At 60.3% G+C, this 3579-nt stretch carries 3 protein-coding genes and 1 pseudogene; 1 reads left to right on the top strand and 3 read right to left on the bottom strand.

All coding sequences use genetic code 11. The features are described 5' to 3' along the window. The 3 genes and pseudogenes from QWB57_RS02540 to QWB57_RS02530 all read right to left on the bottom strand — a co-directional run. Positions 1–878: pseudogene (locus QWB57_RS02540) on the bottom strand (hypothetical protein); the annotation flags it as partial. A 134-nt stretch (positions 879–1012) separates the two neighbouring features. After that, a complete protein-coding gene (locus QWB57_RS02535) occupies positions 1013–1591 on the bottom strand; it encodes a TlpA disulfide reductase family protein (protein WP_288968205.1) in 579 nt (192 codons plus the stop codon). After that, positions 1588–2859 (bottom strand): YihY family inner membrane protein, encoded by a 1272-nt coding sequence (locus tag QWB57_RS02530; protein WP_288968203.1) that lies wholly within the window; start codon positions 2857–2859, stop codon positions 1588–1590. Before QWB57_RS02530 ends, QWB57_RS02535 begins: the two co-directional genes overlap by 4 nt. A 75-nt stretch (positions 2860–2934) precedes the next feature. On the opposite strand from QWB57_RS02530, the gene wrbA reads away from it, so the two are divergent. Further along, complete coding sequence (wrbA, locus tag QWB57_RS02525; protein WP_288968207.1) at positions 2935–3528, top strand: NAD(P)H:quinone oxidoreductase; 594 nt, start codon at positions 2935–2937, stop codon at positions 3526–3528. Positions 3529–3579: the final 51 nt, after the last annotated feature.

The following is a 3579-nucleotide window of genomic DNA, read 5'->3' as shown; positions in this document are numbered from 1 at the left end:
GCCTCTTCCGCACTGGTACTGGAATGCGCTTTCAGGTAGGTGTTGTAGGCATCCAGATTGCCGCTGGGCGGGCGGTCGCCCTGCTGCACTTGCACAGGCAGCGGAGGCTGCAATTTGGCCTGCAGCGCTTGCGCCACTTGCCCCACGATTTGATCTTGCAGCGCAAATAAATCCTTGTAAGGGCGATCGAAACTGTCTGCCCATACGGTACTGCCATCGGCGGCTTTGATCAGACTGGCACTGATGCGCACGGTGTTGCCGGAACGCCGCACGCTGCCCTCCAACAAATATGACACACCCAATTTGAGGGCGATGGCCTGGCTGTCGTCTTTACTGTCACGGAACTGGAACGAGGAATTGCGCCCAATCACGCGCATGCCTTGCAAGCGCGTCAGCGCGATGATGAACCCCTCCGATAGACCATCGGAAAAATACTGCTGGTCGTTGTCGCCGCTTTCATTATCGAATGGCAACACCGCGATGGAGTTGTCGGTGGCAACCGCTGCTGCTTGCGTCGGCCGTTCGGCCTTGTGATCCACCAGTCGGTCGGTCAGCAACAGCACTACCGCGATGGCCAGCACACCGATGATGATTAAATCGATCTTGCGATGCGATTGATTGGCGCGTGCCTCCGGTTCGATGTCGCTTTCGCGCTTGATGCCTTCAGAGGTGAGTTCGAAAAACCATGAAAACGAAACCCACAGCGGGAAGCCAATGGCGCTGGCGATCAAGAACCAGCGGGTCGCCGCTGCCGGCGCACCCAATTCTGGGCCGAGCTGGGCAATTCCTTGGGCCAAGGCCCACACCGCACCGACGTACAAGACCACCGCACGCAATACGTTGCGACGCTTCAACTCTCCGATGAACTTGCCGACCATGCGATATCCGGATCCGTCCCCTGCGGTGATTGTTCCACACCAGACCGGCAAAACCCGTCCCAATGGCCAACAACCTTACCCGTCAACCGAGTTCAACGGAGACCGCGTCATTTGCAGGCCACGCCCGGTGCAGCTCAGTCGGCGTTGGGGCCACCGAAACTGGCGATGTCCTGTTCCAGCATGCTGGCGGTCACTGGCCCGGTGTATTTGCGCATCAGCTTGCCATCGGGTGCAATCAGCCAACTTGTGGGCAAGCCGCGTGGTGCGCCGAAATCCTTGGGCGGGCTGTACACATCAATCAGCGCGATGGGATAGGTTGTTGGATGGGCTTGCATGAAGGCCCGCAAATCATCGACGGTGTTGTCTTCGTAAGCCAGCCCAATCACCGCAATATGCGGGCGCATCGCCGCCAGCGCAGACAGCTCCGGCATTTCCTGCAGGCACGGCCCGCACCAGGTGGCCCAGTAATTGACGATGACCCATTTGCCACGCTGCTGGCCCAGGTCCCACGCTGCGCCACTCAACGTGGTGACGCGCAACGCTGGGTGCTGTGCATTTGCAATGGCCGGTTTCGCCACCGGTGCAGTCACGCTGGCAGGCTTAGGCCGGGTTGCCGCAGTCGCACTTTGGGTAGAGCCACTTTGTTGCGGCTGACAGGCCGTCAAACTCAGCAGCAATGCAGCCCCAAAGCCATACAAGCAGGCAATCTTCATCCTTCCCAAACCCCTTCGTACACGCTGGAAACACTTTGCTGCAACACGTCCTGCAAAGGCGTACGCAAATTCGCCAAGGTCATTGCCACTGCATTCCCCAGGGCATCTCCGGTGTGCGCAACCGCCGCTTCGGACAACGGCACGCGCAATTGCGCGGCTTCGTACAACTCCGCCAATTTGACATCCTGCAGGTCGCGCGCCAGCAACCAGTGGCCACTTTCGGTGCGCTGCAGCACATGAATCAGAGCCATTTTGCCTAAAAGTTCCTGCACCATGCTGTCGGTCAGGCTGGGTTCCAATTCGCGCAACTGCTCCCCCGATAACCCTTTGCCACTGGCACGTGCTTGCTGAAACCGGCCCAGCATTCGCAGCAAACCGAACAGTTCATGACCATGCGGCAGGCGCAGCTCTTTGGGTTGATAGCGAAACGCCGACATCGACGACGCAAACGACGCACCAAACAGGATCGACACCCAACTCAGGAAGATCCACAGCATGACGATGGGAATCAGCGCCACCGCGCCATAAATCTTCTGATAGGAATCGAAGCTGTCCAGATACAACCCCAACCCGGATTTCACGCATTCGAACAACAGCATCGACAACATGCCGCCCGCCAACGCATGCCGCCAGAGTACGGTGCGGTGCGGCACCAACTTGAACACCGCAGCAAATGCCAGCAGCTCAATCGCCATCGGCGCCAGCCGCAGCATCAGCGCTTCCAACCAACGCCCCGCCAGGGTTTCAAAAATGGCCAGTGCAAACAGCCGCGTGGATAGCGCCAAACTGGTGGCTGCAACCAGGGTCCCCAAGGTCAGTACCGTCCAATACACCAAGAACCGGCCGATTTTCGGGCGCACCGTGGGCACCCGCCAGATACGGTTGAAAATTGACTCCACACTGTTCAACGTGACCAGCAACGAGATGATCAGGGCCAGTGCGCCCGCGGTGGTCAATTTGCTGGTATTGGCAGAAAAATCAGTCAGATAGCCGGAAATCGCCTGCGCCGCGCGCGGCACGAAGTTGGCCAAAATATAGTCACTGAGCTTGACACTCCAGGCATCGAAAACCGGGAACGCCGACAGCACACCAAACACCACCATCGCCAACGGTGCCAATGCAAAGGCGGTGGTGTACGACAGCGCGCCGGATGCCTCGAACAGGCGATCGCCCAAAAACCGTTTGAGCACGAATCGGCCAAAACTGCTGGCCCGCGCCGGGTCGCGCAGGCGCTCGCTCCATCGATACAGGGAATCAAGAGGTTCCATCCGCGCAAGACTAACCGATGCCACGATGGCACCGCATGCCCTATCCTGCGCACTTGCCCACTCAAGCGCATGCCCATGCCCGAAATTTTGGTGTTGTATTACAGCCGCGGTGGCTCGGTGGCACGGCTGGCGCGCCAGATTGCACGCGGCGTTGGCGAAGTGAGCGGCATGCAAGCACGCCTGCGCAGCTTGCCGCCGGTCGCGCCAATCACCCAAACCGCCGCCCCACCGGAACCCGAAGACGGCGCGCCGTATGTGGACAAACACGATTTGACCGAATGCGCCGGCCTGCTGCTGGGCAGCCCGACCCGGTTTGGCAATATGGCCGCACCGGTCAAATATTTTGTGGATACGCTGGGTGCCGAATGGGCCAGTGGAGCCCTGGTAGGCAAGCCCGCTGCGGTGTTCACCTCCACCGCGACGATGCACGGCGGGCAGGAGTCGACCTTGCTGACCATGCTGGTGCCCTTGCTGCACCACGGCTGCGTGATTGCCGGCATTCCGTTTACCGAAAGCGCGCTCAATACCACCCGCAGCGGCGGCACGCCGTATGGCGCCAGCCATGTGGCGGGGGTAGCAGACACCCCCGAGCTGAGTGAAGACGAAGCCCAGCTTGCGCGCGCACTGGGGCGCCGGGTGGCCGCGCTGGCCAAGCGGTTGCAGCCATGACCAGCGCACGCTATCTGGCCACCGCACTACTGGCGTTGGCGGCGATGTACG

This window comes from uncultured Thermomonas sp., from assembly GCF_937872235.1.
GTDB lineage: Bacteria > Pseudomonadota > Gammaproteobacteria > Xanthomonadales > Xanthomonadaceae > Thermomonas > Thermomonas beijingensis.
The sequence above is the reverse complement of the archived record's forward strand: the minus strand, read 5'-3'. Positions and strand labels throughout refer to the sequence as shown.

Excerpts from the sequence above, each read along its gene's own strand:
- QWB57_RS02535 (WP_288968205.1), bottom strand. The coding sequence starts at position 1,591 with ATGAAGATTGCCTGCTTGTATGGCTTTGGGGCTGCATTGCTGCTGAGT.
- QWB57_RS02530 (WP_288968203.1), bottom strand. The coding sequence starts at position 2,859 with ATGGAACCTCTTGATTCCCTGTATCGATGGAGCGAGCGCCTGCGCGAC.
- wrbA (WP_288968207.1), top strand. The coding sequence starts at position 2,935 with ATGCCCGAAATTTTGGTGTTGTATTACAGCCGCGGTGGCTCGGTGGCA.